This window comes from Pseudomonas sp. NPDC087615, from assembly GCF_044743445.1.
In the GTDB taxonomy this organism is placed as follows: domain Bacteria; phylum Pseudomonadota; class Gammaproteobacteria; order Pseudomonadales; family Pseudomonadaceae; genus Aquipseudomonas; species Aquipseudomonas baetica_A.
Genome location: NZ_JBIUWM010000110.1, coordinates 1 through 974, shown reverse-complemented (window position 1 = coordinate 974; position 974 = coordinate 1). Strand labels below are relative to the sequence as shown.

Below are 974 nucleotides of genomic sequence, written 5' to 3'. Positions count from 1 at the left end.
TTCCTCATCGCGCTCTGGGGTCACAGTTCTTCGGACGGCAAGAAAACCCGGATCTACGCCGCAACCAAGTTCTTCATCTTCACTCAGGCGTCTGGCCTGATCATGCTGGTGGCGATCCTCGGTCTGGTGCTGGTCAACTTCAACAACACTGGCGTGATTACTTTCAACTACGCCGACCTGTTGAAAACCAAGATGTCGATGACCACCGAGTACATTCTGATGCTCGGTTTCTTCATCGCCTTCGCGGTCAAGCTGCCTGTCGTACCGTTCCACTCCTGGTTGCCTGACGCTCACGCCCAGGCGCCGACCGCGGGTTCCGTCGACCTCGCCGGTATCCTGCTGAAAACCGCTGCTTACGGTCTGTTGCGTTTCGCCCTGCCGCTGTTCCCGAACGCCTCGGCCGAGTTCGCGCCGATCGCCATGACCCTCGGTCTGATCGGGATCTTCTACGGTGCGTTCCTGGCGTTCGCACAAACCGACATCAAGCGTCTGATCGCCTTCTCGTCCGTTTCCCACATGGGCTTCGTACTGATCGGCATCTACTCCGGTAGCCAACTGGCCCTGCAAGGTGCCGTGATCCAGATGCTCGCGCACGGTGTGTCGGCGGCGGCACTGTTTATCCTCAGCGGTCAGTTGTACGAGCGTCTGCACACTCGTGACATGCGTGAGATGGGCGGTCTGTGGTCGCGTATCGCTTACCTGCCGGCGATCAGCCTGTTCTTCGCAGCCGCCTCGTTGGGTCTGCCGGGCACCGGTAACTTCGTCGGCGAGTTCCTGATCCTGATCGGCACCTTCGCCAGTGCGCCATGGATCACTGCGATTGCCACGTCCGGTCTGGTGTTCGGTTCGGTCTACTCGCTGATCATGATCCACCGTGCCTACTTCGGTCCGTCCAAATCGGATTCGATCCTGCACGGCATGGACGCTCGCGAACTGATCATGGTGCTGGGCCTTGCGGTTTTCCTGGTTTACCT

General features: G+C 59.3%; 1 protein-coding gene. It reads left to right on the top strand.

Annotation, left to right across the window (positions count from 1 at the left end; all coding sequences use genetic code 11):
• On the top strand, positions 1-974 hold a 974-nt coding region (locus tag ACIOU6_RS27435), incomplete at both ends, for an NADH-quinone oxidoreductase subunit M (protein WP_401139849.1).